Here is a 15,141-nt window from a genome sequence, read left to right on the forward strand (position 1 = left end):
TCGGGGCTCCTTCAGGCCGTCACAGTGGTCCCGGTCGGCCTCTGAGCGGGAGCACTCGAAGCATCCACTCTCGTCCTGGACCCTTCGAGTGGGCCATTGAATTGGTGGGTCGGAGGATCAGACCGTCAGCTCGAGAGTGTGCACAGCGGAATGTCTTTGCTCGCCGCCAGCTTGTCCAGTTGTTTGCGCGTCTTGCTGGCCAAAAAATCGGCAATGATTTGATGCGTTTCGGGTTTGAACAGGGCCCCCATGGTGGCTATCTCCACCCCAGCGGCCGCGCACAAGCCCGCCGCGAAATGCGGCTCCAGCGCAGCCACCGCCACACGGCCGTTTTTGCAAGGGTAGATCTTGTAGCCTGCATGGGCGCCACCCACCGCACCTTGTGGCCGGGTAAGGCCCCAGCTGCGGGGCAGGGCGAGCCAGTTGGCAGCCTCTGACAGGGCCACCTCTTGAAAACTGCTTTTCCCTGTGGTCTTCTGGTGCAGCACCGCTTGAAGCGCCGCTTCGCTGGCCATGAGCGAGCCGCCCATGTCGGCAAACAGGGTGGCGGGCAGTTCCAGGCCGTTGACCAGACCTGCCTCGGCCAGATAGGTCAGGTCGTGCCCAGGTTCTTCGGCGCGAGCGCCAGGTGCCCCGACGATGGCCACCATGGACAACGCCGGGTATTGTTTGTGCAGAACCGTCCATCCCAGACCCAGCTTACCCAGCGCTGAAGGCCGAAATGAGGTCAGCAACACATCGGTGCGCGCCAGCTGCTTGTGCAGCAGCGTCTGGCCTTTGTCGGTTTTGAGATCCAGGGTGATGACTTTGATCCCCTCATGCATCGCGTCATAGGCTGCGAGGTTGTAGGCCCCCATGGGATCACCACTGCTCGACGGGTCCTTGCCCGGTGGCTCTGCCTTGGTGCAGGTGGCGCCCATGGCGCTCAGGCGCATCAACGCGGCAGGCCCGGGCAGGTTGAGCGCCAGGCTCAGGACGCGTACGCCGCGCAAAGGTTTGAGTGGTTTGGACGGGCTGGAAGGCATCATGAATGGGTTTCGGCAGTTGTCTGATTGATGATCAATTTAACGCATGCCAGGCCTCACCCGTGAAAACGCTGCGACAGCGCCGTCCGCTTGATGCGTCAAGGGGATCCGATCGCAAAAGCATCACAGCGAACGGCGTGTTCCAAACCGGGAACGCCGCAGGTCCGACTCTGCCGGCCTGCCTGCGTTGGCCCCTGGGGGGGGTGACGGCACAGCCGGCGCGGGGGGATTTACTCCGCGAAATCCAGCGGCAAGCCCACGTAGTTTTCGGCAATCGTGCGTTGGCCCGCTTCTGAGTGCATCAGGTAATCGAGCTCGGCTTCCTGCAGCTTGGTGTTGATGGTGCCTTCTTCAGGGAAGTTGTGCATGATCGACGTGAACCACCAGGAGAAGCGCTCGGCGCGCCAGATGCGCTTGAGGCAGCGCTCTGAATATGCGTCGATGCCGGCTTCTGATTTGTCCTGGTAAAACGCCACAAACGCGTCCATCAGGTACTTCACATCGGTGGCCGCCAGGTTGAGGCCCTTGGCGCCCGTGGGGGGCACGATGTGGCCTGCGTCGCCCGCCAGGAACATGCGGCCAAAGCGCAAGGGCTCGGTCACGAAGCTGCGCAGCGGGGCAATGCTCTTTTCGATGCTGGGCCCGGTCACCAGCTGTTCCGCCGCTTGTGGGTCCAGGCGCAATTTGAGCTCTTGCCAGAAGGCGTCGTCGCTCCATTGTTCGATCTTGTCGGTCAACGGCACCTGCAGGTAGTAGCGGCTGCGGGTTTCGCTGCGCTGGGAACACAGGGCAAAGCCACGGGGGTGGTTCACGTAGATCAACTCGTGGTGCACCGGCGGTGTGTCTGACAGCACGCCCAGCCAGCCAAACGGGTACACCTTTTCGAACTCCTTGATGGCGCTGCGCGGCGCGCTGGCCCGGCACACGCCGTGGAAGCCGTCGCAACCGGCGATGAAATCGCAATCAATGGTGTGGCTCTGGCCATCCTTTTCGTAGGTCACGCGGGGTGATTTGGTGTCGAAGTCGTGCACCTGCACATTGCCTGCTTCGTACACCGAAGGCAAGCCGGCTGCTGTTCGGGCATCCATCAAGTCGCGCGTGACCTCGGTCTGACCATAGACCATGACCTTTTTGCCGCCGGTCAGTTTTTCCAGATCGATGCGGTGGCGCACACCGCCAAACAGCATGTCGAATCCGCCGTGTACCAGGCCTTCCGTGTGCATGCGCTGGCCCACGCCCGCTTCGTCCAGCAAATCGGCTGTCACTTGCTCCAGCACGCCGGCGCGGATGCGCCCGAGCACGTACTCCGGACTTTGCCGTTCCAGAATGATGGCGTCGATGCCTGCTTTGTGCAGCAACTGGCCGAGCAGCAGGCCGGAAGGGCCTGCCCCGATGATGGCAACTTGTGTTCGCATGATTTGGCTACCCCCGCGCCGCCTTTGGCGCCACCCCCTGGGCGGGCGCGGACCTGGCCGTTGTGCAAAGCCGGTTCGACGGTTCCCTGGGTTTGGGCGCTGGCGCGCGGGGTCTGTCTCTGGTTGATTGATGTGCATGTAGCGTAAGCAGGGTCGTTCTTCAGGGCAACAACGTTCAAACCTTCTTGCGCGATCATCGGCCTCTATGTGCGATCATCGCGCAACAAGTTTTCGCCGGAGCATCCACCATGAGCAACCCCCCCATCGCCAAAGCCGATCTCATCGAAGGCATGGCCAAAGGCATGGCGGTGCTGGAGAGCTTCGATACCGAGCGCCAGCGGCTCAACGCCACACAGGCGGCCGGGCGGGCCGGGCTCACGCGAGCAGCGGCCCGCCGCCATTTGCTCACGCTGGCCCACCTGGGCTACCTCGATACCGATGGCAGCCATTACTGGTTGTCTGCCAAAGTGTTGCGCTTCTCGGGCAGTTACCTGGCATCGGCGCGCTTGCCGCGCTTGCTGCAGCCCACGCTGAACCGCCTGGCCGCACAAACCCGTGAATCGTTTTCAGCGGTGGTGCTCGATGGCGACGAGGTGGTGATCGTCGCCCGTAGCGCTTCGGTGGGTGGGCAACGCTTGATGGCCTACGGCTTGCACTTGGGCGCGCGCCTGCCTGTGCACGCCACGTCCACCGGTCGCGTGTTGCTGGCCGCCATGCCACGCGCCGAATTCAGTGTCTGGCTCAAAGGTCGCGAACTGGCGCGGCTCACGCCCAGAACGATCGTGGACCACAAAGCCTTTCGCGCCTCGATCACCCAGATACGCGCCGATGACTTGGCGCTGGCCAGCGAAGAGCACGAGCTGGGGGTGCACGCGCTAGCCGTACCGCTGCGCAACATGAAAGGCCAGACGGTGGCAGCGCTGAACGTGGTTGCTGCGCCTGAGCGGCTGGCGCCAGAGGTGCTGCGCAAGGATCTGTTGCCGCTGCTGCAGGAGGCGGCGCGGGAGTTGCGGTCATTGCTTTGATGAAGTGAAAGGAGGGTGGCCAGTTGACTGCGCCGATCAACGAATCGGCAGCCGCCATCGGCAGCCAAATGCAGTCCCACTTAGAGGGTCGCAGGACCGAAGCGGGGATGCGCAGCCGCCAGAGACGGACTCACGCAGCCTTCTGGTCTTCCATGGTGATGCCGATGCCATCCGGGCTCGCCAGGCGCGTCCGGGCAAAGGCTTCGGGCTGGTTTTCGGCCAGCCAATCCAGAATGGCCTCCCGGATTTCGCATCTCAGGTCAAACAGGGTTGGTGAATCTTTGGCGCTCATCAACAAGCGAACTTCGATGGCGTCGCGCTGGGTATCGGTCACCTGGGTCACTTGAACCCGCCCATCCCACAGGCGGTTGGCTTTGATCAAGCGTTCATATTCCTGCCGGATGGGCCCAATGCGGGTGCTCGGATCCAGATACAGCTTGACCGCGCCAAGCAATTGTGCGGTCGATTTGGTCCAGTTTTGGAATGGCTTCTCGAGGAAGTAACTGGTGGGCACGATCAAGCGGCGTTCGTCCCAGATTTTCACCACCACATAGGTGGTGTGAATGTCTTCAATCCAGCCCCATTCACCCTCCACGATCACCACATCGTCGATGTTGATCGGTTCTGTAAGCGCCATTTGTATGCCCGCAATCAGCGACTTGAGCGCGGGCTGCGCCGCAGCCCCCACCGCCAAGCCCGCAAGGCCAGCCGAAGCGACCAGCGTCACGCCAATATCCCGCACACCGGGGATAGACAGCAGCACCAGCCCAACCACTACAAACACCACAATGAAGGTGGCGAGCCGGTTGAGCATGGTCAGCTTGGTGCGCTTGCGCCGAGCCTTGAGGGTGTCTTCAACCGTTGTGTTTGCCCGCAACTTCATGGTTTCGACCAAGGCGCGCAAGATGGCCAACACCATCCACCCCACCAGTATCGGCATCACAAAGCTGGCCACCTTGGCCCACACCGCCTCCAGCATCGGAACCTCCCTGGCCACCAACACCAGCGCAAGCGCGACCAGCGAAACCCGGGTTGGGCTCGACAAGCGCTTGAGGAGCACGCCATCGCTCTCGCTGTCGCTGCGCTCGGCAAACCGCTTCATGATCCGGAAAACCACCGCGTGCAAAACCAGTGCAATGCCCACCGCCAAAGCGGCGGCGATCAAGGCCGTGAGCGGGTCGGGCAGTAGGATGGTGAGGGGCACAGTCGGTTCCTAATGGTCAGGCTTTGTCTTTTGCATTCAACGAAAAATTGAATGCAATGCGTCTCTTTGGGTGTTGGTGTGGTGAGGTGAGGTGAGCAGGGTCCACTGTAGCCGCTTGCGCTTTTTGACCAAAAGGCGGTGGCCTGACCCCACATTCGTGTGGCAGTGACCCGCAGCGTGTGCATGGGCGGGCGGTGGCGCATGCCTCTGGCTTGCACGCCACGCGTTCACCGTGTTTTTGGCAAACATGAAAGGCCAGATCGGGGCCGCATTGAATGCCGTGGCGGTTCCGGCGGGACTGGCGCCAGAGGGTGATGAAACGCGATCTATTGCCGCTGTTGCTGGACGCGGCCCGTGCGCTGCGGCTGTGAGCGAGCAGGGTCAGGGGTGCCGCTCCATCCAGTCCACCAGGCGATGAAAGTTGCCGATCTCCATCGCCTTTGTCAGCTTGCCGTCGACGCAGCCCGATACGGTCGATATCAAAATGCGCGGGGGAAGGACTGGTTCGGAGGGTTGAAACAGCACTTCTGGAGACCCTCGGTGCGATACCCGGATGTCCATGATGACTGTATCGCCGGCCTCGACCGGAATTTCGCGCACGCGCGCTTCATCCGTTGGCTCGCTGAAGGAGTCGCTGTTCAGCGATGTCTGCTCAAGGTGCGAACCTTCGATGACCTTCAGGGAGGCGCCTTTCTGGAGGTACAGCAGCGCTTTGTAGACGCCGCCGTCATCGGTATTCCAATAGGTGGACTCGTCGCCGAGGTGGTGGCGGAACTTTCCTCTCAACAAATCCTTGTGCCAGTTCTGTGATCGGTTAATGGTGATGTCCGACAGACCGATGGTTCGCACCCTGCCGCTTTTGACGGAAGCTGCGAGGAGGTCTAGGACCGCCTCATTTGTGGCCAGATTGGTGTGCAGCGATTCCAGTTCGGGAAAGCGGTGGAATCCAGCCAGGTGCAATGAGGACGGGTTGGAACGGGTGTTCTTGAAAAGCGCATGGTTGGCCAGAATCTGTGACCGTGCTTGGACGATCTCGTCCTGCGCGAACACGCCCCTCAAAACTGTGTATCCCTGCTCCTTGAGTTGCCGGACCTGTTGCGGGATCATCATCATGCGGTGGAGCCTTTCCCCAGGTTGGAAGCAGGGCGACGAATAAATCGTGCTGGGGGACTTCTGCAATTTGATCTGCAAACGCTCAATCTCATGCCTCTGCGCGAGGTCCTCGACATCTCCGTCGAAGGGGTGGTGTTCAACGACGACCTTGTGCACCGTCCTGCAAGTGAGCCGGTTGGACCTCCCCAGCTCGGGAACGATGACGTCGACGTTGTTGTCGATGGTCTGGAAGTTCCTCAGGAGCTTCTCCGCGCCCTGCCGGCTGACGTAGTAGGCCGCGAATCCGTAGACTGAGGGGTCGTTCACAAAGATGTCCAGCTCAGGACTTTGAAGAATCTCGTCCCGGAACGCCTTGTGCAGGTGGATGCGAAGCCAGTCGATGTCCGGCCGGCGCGAGATGGATTCGGCGATCTCGCGCAGATGGCCACTGTCTTCCACATAGATGTCGTCCTCGAACACCATGGCGCCGTCGTGCACGCTGTTCAGCAGGTTTTGCCAGAGGCTGATATGACTCAGCGTGCAGCACGCCTGTCCCTTTCTGCAGGCAGTGAGATAGCGTTCGGTAAAGCCGTAATCGGGGTGCTTGCTGATGAAATCGATCGCAGATGACTCATTCTTCCAGTAGATGGCCGGCACAATTTCGACCGAATCAAACAGACGAAGTGAGTTCAGGGACTGCTGCAGGTTTTCGGCATCCTCTACCCGTTCAGGAACATCGGTCACTGCGAGGATGTAGGCGGCAAGGTTGGTCATTGTTGGGCAGGTTGTGATCGAGTTGCGGCGGTGTGACCGATCGACATTTTATGCATGGAGCGATAGCCTCATCGGGGCGATCACCGCTCTCGGCCAAGGTGCCAAGGCATTGCTCGAGCAATTTCAGTTTCGCCAGCACCTCATCCGATCCGCTCTCAACCGCCACCTCACCCCTGACCCGGGTCGTGCAGCGGTCGACGATCTGGATGACGTGTTTCCAGTTTTTGTCCCCGACGGCGCTGCAGATGCCGCTCTCGCGGATGACGCAGCAGATGGGCCAAATCTGGGCCGCTGGCGGCGATTTCGCGTCTTCTTCCTGGCTGGGACGAACTTGCCAACTTTTCTTTCATGCTCAGCCCGTCGAAGTGACCCCGGCTTTCGGGCTCCTGGGCGATGCCCTGGCGGGCCATCGCAAAGGTGGCCGCACCGGGTAGGGTCCGGGCTTTGATGGTCAGGTTGCCGTCGCTGGACTTGGCGGTGTCCATGGTGGATTTGAGGCGTGTGGTTTTGCCCATGGCGTGGCAGGACTTTCGCGAGTGGACTTGCGGCTCGTTTCTCTCCACAAAGGACCCGTGCCGTGCCGTGCCTTTGGCATTCGATCCCCGCTCAGGGCGAGCTGGGTAAGATGGCGTGTCAAAGCCAACAAACGGGGCAGCAGCAGTTCAGTGCTGCGATTGCCGGCGGTTGCCCAAGCTGGAAATTCTGGGCCATGGCGCTGCGCTGCCGCGCCAGCGCTATGGTGGCTGAACGCCGTCGTGTGCGCCTCGCAATTTGTAGTCCGTTTATACGAAGGAGCCTGCCATGTCTCACCCGCAAGATGATCACCACAGCCACCCGCCCGGCGAGCCCGCGTGGAAACACGACGGTGTGCGCGTCGTTCCGGGCAACCAGCTCGACGGCAACGTGCCGAGTACACCGGGCATGGACAGAAAAGCGGCGATCAACTTTGCACGCGTCGGCGCGCAAAAGCTTTGGGCTGGCACTGTCACCATCCACGCCGACGCCAAGACTGGCGCTCACCACCACGGCCCGCTGGAGAGCGTGATCTACGTGGTCAAAGGGCGGGCACGCATGCGCTGGGGTGAAAAGCTGGAGTTCACAGCCGAGGCCGGGCCGGGCGACTTCATCTATGTGCCGCCCTTTGTGCCGCACCAAGAGATCAATGCCAGCGCCACCGAGGTGCTGGAGTGCGTGCTGTGCCGCAGCGATGGTCAGGCGGTGGCGGTGAACCTGGACATTGACCCGGTGGAAAAACCCGAGCACGTGCTGTGGGTGGACCCCACGCATCCGACTGGCGCCGTCTGAGACCGGCCGCCGTTGACGTTCCCCTTCTCTGGCAATCGGCTCAAGGGAAATGCGACCCTTGGTCAGAAATTCCAAGGTGAGCGTTCCTTTTGCTTTGTTCGCGATGGGTGGGCTAGTCGCGACACCCGTCGGGCCTTTAGACCCCCAAATACAACTCCAGCAACTCAGGTTTCGCCAACAGCTCATCTGAGCTGCCCTCAAACGCCACCTCACCCTTGAGCAGGATGGTGCAACGGTCGGCGATCTGGGTGACGTGTTTCCAGTTTTTGTCCACGATCACGCTGCTGATGCCGCTCTCGCGGATGACGCCGCAAATGCGCCAGATCTCGCGAGCGATGAGCGGTGCCAGCCCTTCCGTGGCTTCATCGAGGATGAGCACGTCGGGGTTGGTCATGAGCGCGCGGCCGATGGTGAGCATTTGTTGTTCACCGCCGCTGAGCTGTTGGCCGCCGTGGTTGAGTCGTTCAGCCAGGCGGGGGAAGGTGTCGAGCACGCGCTCGTAGGTCCAATCTCGCTGGCCTTTTGTGCCAGGGCGGGCGGCCATGTTGAGATTTTCCTTGACGCTCAAGTTGCCAAAAATACCGCGACCTTCGGGCACGTAGGCGATGCCTTGCTTTGCAATCTCGAAGGTGGCCGCGCCCGTCATGACCTGGCCTTTGATCGTTACGCTGCCGCCGCTGGGTTTGACGATGCCCATGATGGATTTCAGCAGCGTGGTTTTGCCCATGCCGTTGCGGCCCATGAGCCCGATGGTCTCAAAGGGCTTCACGGTGAAATGAATGCCACGCAGTATGTGGCTGGCGCCGTAGTGGGTGTTGAGGCCCTGGGTCTGGATGAGGGGGTGGGTCATGCCGCGTGCTCCTCGCCCAGGTACGCGGCCTGGACATTCGAGTCTGCGCGAACCTGCTCGGGCGTTCCCGTGGCGATCACCTGGCCGTTGACCATCACGGTGAGCTGATCGGCCAGGGCGAACACGGCGTCCATGTCGTGCTCCACCAGCATGATGGCGTGGTTCTTTTTGAGCTTTTGCAGCAACTCGATCATGCTTTCGGCTTCGGCTTGGCCCATGCCGGCGAGCGGTTCATCGAGCAGCAGCACCCGTGGCTCGGTAGCCAGCGTCATGGCAATTTCAAGTTGGCGTTGCTCGCCGTGGCTGGTGTTGCCGGCCACGGTTTGGGCGCGCAGCGTGAGGCCGGCGAGTTCCAGGGCGCGTTCGCAGCGTTGATTGACCGTGCGGTCGTTGCGCGCTGTGCTCAACCAGTGGACCGGGTTCCACGGTGCCTGACGCTCGACCGACTGGGCAGCAAGACGCACGTTGTCCCACACGGTGAAGGGCAGGAAAATGTTGGTCTTCTGGTAGCTGCGGCCCAGGCCCAGGCGCGAAATGCGCTCAGGGCTCTTGCCCGCAATATCGGTGTTCCCCAAGCGAATCTGGCCGGACGTGGGCGGCAGATCGCCTGAGAGCAGGTTGGTGAGCGTGGATTTGCCGGCCCCGTTGGGGCCGATCACGGCGTGGATGCGGTCGCGGAACAGGTCCACCGACACACCGTTCACAGCGGCCAGACCGCCGAAACGCTTGGTGAGCTGGATGGCGCTCAGCAGCAGTTCGCTCATGGCGCCTCCTTGGTTTCTTTCATCTTGTCCGGTTTTTCCTTTTTGCCAGTGAGGCGGTCAATCAAACCCAACAGCCCGCGCGGCGCGAACAGCACCACGAGCACGATGAAGCTGCCCATGAGCAGCTGCCAGTGTTTGGTCATGTCTTTGAAAAGGTGCATCACCCATTCAAAGGCAAACGCGCCTACGATAGCGCCGCCGAAGTTGCCCATGCCACCCAGGATCACCATCATGATCGCGTGGGCGCTCAGGTGAAAGCCCATCAGCTCGGGGTTCACATAGCCCGTTTGCGCGGCCCACAAATAGCCGGCCACGCCGGCCAGGGCACCCGCCAGCGTGAAGGCGGTGAGCTTGTAGCCAAAGCTGCCGTAGCCCACGGCGCGCATGCGGTGCTCGTTGACCCGAATGCCCGAGAGCGCGCGGCCAAAGGGCGAGAAGAGCAGACGGCGCAGAAAGGCGTAAATCAACACCAGCAGCGCCAGCGTGAAGTAGAAGAAGGTTGTTTTGTCTTCCAGATCGATGCCGCGCCAGCCAAACAGCGTGGCATCGGGCCGGAAGTTCACATAGAGCCCGTCGGAGCCACCCAGCACGGCGTTGTCGAAGAACAGATAGAACACCATCTGGGCAAACGCCATGGTGACCATGATGAAGTAGATGCCGTGGGTGCGCACCACGAAAAAGCCGATGACCAGCGCGGCCAGCCCGGTGCCCAAGGCCGCCACCGGGAGCGACCACCAAAGGCTCACCGGGACATCGGCGGGCGTGAGAAAAGCCAGTGCGTAGCCGGCGAGCCCGAAGTAGGCCGCATGGCCCAGCGACACGAGGCCGGTGACGCCCTGCAGCAAATCCAGGCTCATCGCGAAGATGGCCAGGATCATCATCTGCGACAGCATCTGGACGTAGTAGCCCGAGCTTTCCATGGGAATCAAGGGAAAGACGGCCAGGCCCAGTGCACCGACCGCCAACAACACCTGAACGCTGCGCGGCAAGATTTCGAGCTGTGCGTTGGCTCCGCTCATGATTTGAACAAGCCTTCGGGTTTGAACAACAACACGGCAGCCATGAGCATGTACACCGCCATGCCGGCGATTTCCGGCACCAGTACCTTGCAGAAGGTGTCGACCAGTCCGACCATCAGCGCGGCGACCAGCGCCCCGCGCACCGAGCCGATGCCACCGATCACCACGACCACAAAACACATGATGAGCACCGAGCTGCCCATGCCGGGGTACACACTGGAGATCGGTGCGGCGACCATACCGGCCACCGCCGCCAGACCCACGCCCAGCGCAAACACGATGGAATGGATAAAGCGGATGTTGATGCCGAGCGACTCGGCCATTTCGCGGTTGAAGGCGCCAGCGCGGATCTTCATGCCCAGGCGGGTTTTGGAAATCAGCAGGTACAGGCCCAATGCCAGCGCGGCGCAGACGGCCGACACCACCAGGCGGTAAACGGGGTACGAAAGGTTGTCGGTGAGCTGGATGGCGCCATTGAACAACTCGGGCACCGCAACCGAATGCACATCGTCGCCCCAAAGGATCGAGCGGGCTTCCTGAAAGATGTAGATCAGGCCGAAGGTGAGCAAGACCTGATCGAGGTGGTCGCGCTTGTAAAAGTGGCGAAACAGCAGCCACTCGAGCGCCCAGCCAAAGGCGACCGCCAGCAGCGCGCCCACCACGATGGCCAAGAGCAGGTTGTCAAACTGCGCCGTGAGGAACCAGGCGAGGTAAGCGCCGAGCATGTAAAAGGTGCCGTGCGCCAGGTTGACCACGCCCATGATGCCGAAGATCAGGGTCAGACCAGCGGCGAGCATGAACAGCAGCAAGCCGTATTGCACACTGTTGAGCAGCTGGATCAGGAAATTGGCGAAATCCATGGGTGGGGGAATAGGGTAGGCATGCAGCAAACCCGCGCCCCGTGGGGCGCGGGTTCCGACGCAGAAAACAAGACAGTCGACTCAGGTCATGCGGCAGCCGGTGGCTGGATCGGCCACGGCCTTGCCAGCAATACCGATCACCTTGTTTTCACCCTTGACCACCTGGCGCAGGTACATGTCCTGGATCGGGTTGTGGGCCGGGCTCATGGTCCACTTGCCGCGTGGGCTGTCGATGGTCACGCCGTCCATGGCCGCGTAAAGCGCTTTCTTGTTGGATAAGTCGCCCTTGACTGCGTTGGCACCGATAACCAGCAGCTGGCCCGCATCGTAGCCTTGCACCGCATACACGTCGGGTTGGGCTTTGACCGATTTGGCGTAGTCAAGCCGGAATTTCTTGTTGCGCGGTGTGTCCAGGGAGTCGCTGTAGTGCATGGTGGTCAACACGCCTTCGGCGGCGGGACCAGCGGCTTCCAGCACACCTTCGGTCAGGAAGCCGGAGCCATACAACTGGATGGTCTTGCTCAAACCGGCGGCGTGGAAATCGCGCAGGAATTTGGCGGCGCCACCTCCGGCGAAGAAGCAGGCCACGGCATCGGGCTTGATGGCCGCGATCTGGGTCAGCAGAGCCTGGAACTCGACGCTTGGAAAGGGCACTGCGAGTTTTTCGACGATCGTGCCGCCAGCTGCGGTGTAGCCTTGTTCGAAGCCTTCAAACGCTTCGGCGCCGGCCGAGTAGTTCCAGGTAATCCACACCGCTTTCTTGTGGCCGCGATCCACCATGGCTTTGCCCAATGCCAGCGTGGGCTGGGAGTTGGAGAACGAGGTGCGGTACACATTGGGTGCACATTGGGCACGGGTGGCGATTTGCACGCCTGCGTTGGGAATCAGACTCAGCACGCCGCTTTCCCGGGCCACTTTGTGGATGCCCATTTGCACGCCAGAGTGCACGGTACCCACCAGCACGTCGACCTTGTCGCGCTGCACCAGCAGGTTGGCGTTTTCAATGCCCTTGGCCGGGTTGGACTCGTCGTCCACCTTGAAGAACTCAACATCGCGGCCGCCCAGCTTGCCGCCTTGTTCGTTCAGCGCCATCATGAAGCCGTTTTCGATGGACACGCCCAGCTGGGCATAGGTGCCGGTGTAGGGGAGCATGAAGCCTACTCTGACTTTGTCTGACTGCGCACGCGCCAGTTGGGGCAACAACAGGCCGCTGCTGGCGGCGCCAATCACAGCGGCGGTTCGGGTAAGGACGAGTCGGCGTGTGGTCATGGTGTCTTGTCTCCTGTGGGGTTGGAATAGTCAGTTCACTGTAGGCGGCGGTGCAGAACCTGACGATAGTGAATTACCCGTAATTGACAGCTAAACAATTGATGTTCAAACAACTTGTATGCTGCCGAGCGGCGTAAGGGCATGGAAATATGCATTTTGATGCACGGCCATCCCGGATGGATTGATGCAATATAGTGCATCAATCGCCAAAGGTTCTGCGGATAAACCCTTGATGTCGCCCATGTGGTGGCACCGGCCCGCGCGCACGAGGGCGATTTTCGCCGCGCGTGGTCGCGTACGATTCGTTGGGTGGGAGTGGCTGCCGAGGGACTTGAACCCCTTTATGAGATCCTGGCGCGTCGGTGTTGGCGCAACTCCTGGGCGCCCACTTTGGTTGGCACCGGCAAGGGAAAACCACCGCTCAAGTGCAAGCGCCCGGCCCTTCGGAGGCTGGAATGCCAACTTCTGCAAGAATCCGGAATGGGCCAGTCTCGGCGTCCCTGGAGCCTCGAACCGCTTCAAATTGGCCCCTGGTGCTGGGCACGTCCCCGTGCGCGCTGGATGGGCAAGAAGAGGGCTGTCTGGATTATTTTTCTTTGGCAGAAATGTGTGGCGTATAGGAATCGAACCTATGACCTGCCCCTTAGAAGGGGGCTGCTCTATCCAGCTGAGCTAACGCCACCCAAAGAACTATGGGTATCGTACACAAGATGCACCTGAAGAATCGGCACGGAGCAGCACTTTGTCGGCGCTCAGAAACAGCGTTTGCCTAGGTTGGTAGCGGCTCTCAGACGGGACCGTCGAGGAGGCGCAATATGCAACTCAAACAACCTGCAAGAAGAACCCCCGGCCTGCTGCTTGGAAGGCAACTGCTCTATCCAGATGAGCTGCGGGTAGAAAAGTGCAAAAAGCTGCAGAGACAAAAAAGGCCCACACTGTGGGCCGTTTTTGTTCTATAAAAGAATGGTCGGAGCGGCGGGATTCGAACTCGCGACCCTCTGCTCCCAAAGCAGATGCGCTACCAGGCTGCGCTACGCTCCGACTAAGCTGCGAATTGTACCTGCGGAAAAGCCCACTTTTGGGAGACAGGCAAATTTCTTCATCTTTTTTTGTATTGGCCCTTGCCGAAGAGTGCGTTTCGGGCTTTGTCGTCGGTCAGTGGCTTGCGTGCATCGGCCAACACCGCCACACCACGTTGCACGGCCGGGCGCGCCTCGACGCGATCGAACCAGTCTTTGAGGCGGGGGTAGTCCTTCCAGTCAATGCCCTGGTTCTGCCAGCTGCGCAGCCACGGGAAAATGGCCACATCGGCCACGCTGTATTGCTGGCCAGCGATGAATTTTCGACCGGCGAGTTGTTTGTCCATCACCCCATACAGGCGTTTGGCTTCGTTGGTATAGCGGTCGTAGGCGTAGTCGATTTTTTCGGGCGCATAGATGCGAAAGTGGTGGGCTTGCCCGAGCATCGGCCCCACACCGCCCATCTGAAACATCAACCACTGCAACACCTCGAATTTCTGTCGGTCTGACTTGGGCAGCAGCTTGCCTGTCTTGGCCGCAAGGTACAACAAAATGGCGCCGGATTCAAAGAGGCTGATCGGCTTGCCGTCGGGCCCGACAGGGTCAACCAAGGCCGGGATCTTGTTGTTGGGGCTGATCTTGAGAAACTCGGGAGTGAACTGGTCACCTTGCCCGATGTTGATGGGGTGCACTTGCCAATCCCGGCCCAAGCGCAGTCCGCATTCTTCCAGCATGATATGGACCTTGTGTCCATTGGGTGTGGGCCATGAGTAAACGTCGATCATGTTTGGGCTTTCGGTGATGAAAATGCCCTCGCGGGCGATGGATGTGACTCTACAAGCGTTGGAGGAACCATGTTTGAGCGATTGAAAAAGGCATTCTCCGCGGCCCCTTCGCCCCGAGAGCTCGACGACGGCTTGGCGCAATGGGCCATTAGCCACATGCTCAGCCACCACCGCCTTCCCAATGGCGCAACGGCTGCCGAAGGTTTGTTGCACGACAAGGCTTTCAAGGCGGGCTGCGCGCCGTCTACCCGTCCTTATATCGTGGGTGTCGAGCTCTTGGCCAAGGCCGAGCTGGATCTGCGCGAAGACGTGAACATTATCGTGATGCACCGCACGCTCAAGCGCGCGCTGGACAAAGCTGCGGTGAACCTGTTTGCTGAAGTAACCGACACGTTGCGCACCACAGACCGACCGCTGCCCGAAGAGCTTGCCTGGTTGTCCATGTACCGCGATGCGGGGTGGCCGGGGCCTTCAACCGATTTTTGGTCGCGCTACTGCGTGCTCACCGATGCGCCGGAAGCCGCTCGCGAATGGCTGGATGAAGAGTCGATCGAGCTGCTGATGGACATGCCCGTCGAACTTCGCCCGGTGACGCCGTTTCTGATTGCGTTCACGCGGGGCAAGTTGTATTTGCACCTTCAGATGGAGCACGCCGATGACGGCGTGATCAGCCACCCGGTGCTGGATGCCGTCGAGGCTCTCAGCGCCCGGGCCTTGCGGCTGTTTGGGCGCTGA

14 protein-coding genes and 2 tRNA genes are annotated in these 15,141 nt (G+C 60.8%); 3 read left to right on the forward strand and 13 right to left on the reverse strand.

The features are described 5' to 3' along the window. Window positions 1–125 precede the first annotated feature (125 nt). Window positions 126–1,025, reverse strand: a complete 900-nt coding sequence (locus E5678_RS04210) for a CaiB/BaiF CoA-transferase family protein (protein WP_136180625.1) — start codon at window positions 1,023–1,025, stop codon at window positions 126–128. Between the two features lie 230 nt (window positions 1,026–1,255). Then, window positions 1,256–2,440 carry a 4-hydroxybenzoate 3-monooxygenase gene (pobA, locus tag E5678_RS04215; RefSeq protein WP_136177364.1) on the reverse strand — a complete coding sequence of 395 codons (1,185 nt, stop codon included), beginning with the start codon at window positions 2,438–2,440 and terminating at the stop codon, window positions 1,256–1,258. A 248-nt stretch (window positions 2,441–2,688) separates the two neighbouring features. Here pobA and E5678_RS04220 point away from each other — a divergent pair, with 248 nt between their 5' ends. Next, window positions 2,689–3,465, forward strand: a complete 777-nt coding sequence (locus E5678_RS04220; protein ID WP_136177365.1) for an IclR family transcriptional regulator C-terminal domain-containing protein — start codon at window positions 2,689–2,691, stop codon at window positions 3,463–3,465. Window positions 3,466–3,595: 130 nt separating this feature from the next. Here the strand turns inward: E5678_RS04220 and E5678_RS04225 are convergent, their stop codons facing one another. The 3 genes from E5678_RS04225 to E5678_RS04235 form a co-directional block, all read right to left on the reverse strand. Then, entirely contained in the window at window positions 3,596–4,669 is a 1,074-nt protein-coding gene (locus E5678_RS04225; RefSeq protein WP_210731982.1) for a mechanosensitive ion channel domain-containing protein, read from the reverse strand. A gap of 381 nt (window positions 4,670–5,050) precedes the next feature. Then, on the reverse strand, window positions 5,051–6,535 hold the full coding sequence (locus tag E5678_RS04230) for a glycosyltransferase family 25 protein (RefSeq protein WP_136177366.1): 1,485 nt from the start codon (window positions 6,533–6,535) through the stop codon (window positions 5,051–5,053). A gap of 167 nt (window positions 6,536–6,702) precedes the next feature. Then, the gene (locus tag E5678_RS04235) at window positions 6,703–7,020 is read right to left on the reverse strand and encodes a hypothetical protein (RefSeq protein WP_136177367.1); all 318 of its coding nucleotides are present in this window, start codon (window positions 7,018–7,020) and stop codon (window positions 6,703–6,705) included. Window positions 7,021–7,336: 316 nt separating this feature from the next. Between E5678_RS04235 and E5678_RS04240 the strand changes: the two genes are divergently transcribed. Beyond that, window positions 7,337–7,840 (forward strand): cupin domain-containing protein, encoded by a 504-nt coding sequence (locus tag E5678_RS04240; RefSeq protein ID WP_136177368.1) that lies wholly within the window; start codon window positions 7,337–7,339, stop codon window positions 7,838–7,840. A 136-nt stretch (window positions 7,841–7,976) separates the two neighbouring features. Here the strand turns inward: E5678_RS04240 and E5678_RS04245 are convergent, their stop codons facing one another. The 8 genes from E5678_RS04245 to E5678_RS04280 all read right to left on the reverse strand — a co-directional run bounded on the left by E5678_RS04245 (window position 7,977) and on the right by E5678_RS04280 (window position 14,406). After that, window positions 7,977–8,690 carry an ABC transporter ATP-binding protein gene (locus tag E5678_RS04245; RefSeq protein ID WP_136177369.1) on the reverse strand — a complete coding sequence of 238 codons (714 nt, stop codon included), beginning with the start codon at window positions 8,688–8,690 and terminating at the stop codon, window positions 7,977–7,979. Then, on the reverse strand, window positions 8,687–9,454 hold the full coding sequence (locus E5678_RS04250; protein WP_136177370.1) for an ABC transporter ATP-binding protein: 768 nt from the start codon (window positions 9,452–9,454) through the stop codon (window positions 8,687–8,689). The genes E5678_RS04245 and E5678_RS04250 overlap by 4 nt, the downstream gene beginning before the upstream one ends. Then, window positions 9,451–10,473 (reverse strand): branched-chain amino acid ABC transporter permease, encoded by a 1,023-nt coding sequence (locus E5678_RS04255; protein WP_136177371.1) that lies wholly within the window; start codon window positions 10,471–10,473, stop codon window positions 9,451–9,453. Before E5678_RS04255 ends, E5678_RS04250 begins: the two co-directional genes overlap by 4 nt. After that, complete coding sequence (locus E5678_RS04260; RefSeq protein WP_136177372.1) at window positions 10,470–11,333, reverse strand: branched-chain amino acid ABC transporter permease; 864 nt, start codon at window positions 11,331–11,333, stop codon at window positions 10,470–10,472. The genes E5678_RS04255 and E5678_RS04260 overlap by 4 nt, the downstream gene beginning before the upstream one ends. A gap of 81 nt (window positions 11,334–11,414) precedes the next feature. Continuing rightward, the gene (locus tag E5678_RS04265) at window positions 11,415–12,602 is read right to left on the reverse strand and encodes an ABC transporter substrate-binding protein (protein ID WP_136177373.1); all 1,188 of its coding nucleotides are present in this window, start codon (window positions 12,600–12,602) and stop codon (window positions 11,415–11,417) included. A gap of 608 nt (window positions 12,603–13,210) precedes the next feature. Beyond that, a tRNA-Arg gene (locus E5678_RS04270) sits at window positions 13,211–13,284 on the reverse strand. A gap of 282 nt (window positions 13,285–13,566) precedes the next feature. Then, window positions 13,567–13,643 (reverse strand) — tRNA-Pro (locus tag E5678_RS04275). Window positions 13,644–13,701: 58 nt separating this feature from the next. Continuing rightward, window positions 13,702–14,406 (reverse strand): glutathione binding-like protein, encoded by a 705-nt coding sequence (locus tag E5678_RS04280; protein WP_210731983.1) that lies wholly within the window; start codon window positions 14,404–14,406, stop codon window positions 13,702–13,704. Window positions 14,407–14,475: 69 nt separating this feature from the next. Here E5678_RS04280 and E5678_RS04285 point away from each other — a divergent pair, with 69 nt between their 5' ends. Further along, window positions 14,476–15,141 (forward strand): hypothetical protein, encoded by a 666-nt coding sequence (locus E5678_RS04285; RefSeq protein WP_168708443.1) that lies wholly within the window; start codon window positions 14,476–14,478, stop codon window positions 15,139–15,141.

The sequence above is a fragment of the Hydrogenophaga sp. PAMC20947 genome (assembly GCF_004795855.1).
Lineage (GTDB): Bacteria > Pseudomonadota > Gammaproteobacteria > Burkholderiales > Burkholderiaceae_C > Hydrogenophaga.

What these genes read in the sequence shown, in the direction of transcription:
- E5678_RS04210 (WP_136180625.1), bottom strand. Translation starts at nt 1,025, where the DNA reads ATGCCTTCCAGCCCGTCCAAACCACTCAAACCTTTGCGCGGCGTACGC.
- pobA (WP_136177364.1), bottom strand. Translation starts at nt 2,440, where the DNA reads ATGCGAACACAAGTTGCCATCATCGGGGCAGGCCCTTCCGGCCTGCTG.
- E5678_RS04220 (WP_136177365.1), top strand. Translation starts at nt 2,689, where the DNA reads ATGAGCAACCCCCCCATCGCCAAAGCCGATCTCATCGAAGGCATGGCC.
- E5678_RS04230 (WP_136177366.1), bottom strand. Translation starts at nt 6,535, where the DNA reads ATGACCAACCTTGCCGCCTACATCCTCGCAGTGACCGATGTTCCTGAA.
- E5678_RS04235 (WP_136177367.1), bottom strand. Translation starts at nt 7,020, where the DNA reads ATGGACACCGCCAAGTCCAGCGACGGCAACCTGACCATCAAAGCCCGG.
- E5678_RS04240 (WP_136177368.1), top strand. Translation starts at nt 7,337, where the DNA reads ATGTCTCACCCGCAAGATGATCACCACAGCCACCCGCCCGGCGAGCCC.
- E5678_RS04245 (WP_136177369.1), bottom strand. Translation starts at nt 8,690, where the DNA reads ATGACCCACCCCCTCATCCAGACCCAGGGCCTCAACACCCACTACGGC.
- E5678_RS04250 (WP_136177370.1), bottom strand. Translation starts at nt 9,454, where the DNA reads ATGAGCGAACTGCTGCTGAGCGCCATCCAGCTCACCAAGCGTTTCGGC.
- E5678_RS04255 (WP_136177371.1), bottom strand. Translation starts at nt 10,473, where the DNA reads ATGAGCGGAGCCAACGCACAGCTCGAAATCTTGCCGCGCAGCGTTCAG.
- E5678_RS04260 (WP_136177372.1), bottom strand. Translation starts at nt 11,333, where the DNA reads ATGGATTTCGCCAATTTCCTGATCCAGCTGCTCAACAGTGTGCAATAC.
- E5678_RS04265 (WP_136177373.1), bottom strand. Translation starts at nt 12,602, where the DNA reads ATGACCACACGCCGACTCGTCCTTACCCGAACCGCCGCTGTGATTGGC.
- E5678_RS04280 (WP_210731983.1), bottom strand. Translation starts at nt 14,406, where the DNA reads ATGATCGACGTTTACTCATGGCCCACACCCAATGGACACAAGGTCCAT.
- E5678_RS04285 (WP_168708443.1), top strand. Translation starts at nt 14,476, where the DNA reads ATGTTTGAGCGATTGAAAAAGGCATTCTCCGCGGCCCCTTCGCCCCGA.